The following is a 334-nucleotide window of genomic DNA, read 5'->3' on the forward strand; positions in this document are numbered from 1 at the left end:
CCATGCAAGGAAGAGAGTGTTAACTGGGATACCACAGGGAACCTCTTTATTGAAGGCGACAACCTTGAAGTGCTTAAGTTGCTGCAAAAGTCTTATCACAAAAAGATAAAGATGATTTATATCGACCCGCCCTATAACACAGGCAATAACTTTATCTATAAAGATAATTATCACGATACGAAATGGCTGAATATGCTTTATCCCAGACTGAAATTAGCCAGAGATTTATTATCTGATGAGGGAATGATATTTATATCGATAGATGACCATGAAGTGGTTAATTTATCCAATGTGTGCAATGAAATATTCGGTGAAGATAATTTTGTTGAAAGAT

At 35.3% G+C, this 334-nt stretch carries 1 protein-coding gene; it reads left to right on the forward strand.

Features of this window, described 5'->3' with window-relative positions; all coding sequences use genetic code 11:
• On the forward strand, positions 1-334 hold a 334-nt coding region (locus PSI23_RS22220; RefSeq protein WP_273557071.1), incomplete at both ends, for a DNA methyltransferase.

It is taken from the genome of Xenorhabdus yunnanensis (genome assembly GCF_028598805.1).
In the GTDB taxonomy this organism is placed as follows: Bacteria; Pseudomonadota; Gammaproteobacteria; order Enterobacterales; family Enterobacteriaceae; genus Xenorhabdus; species Xenorhabdus yunnanensis.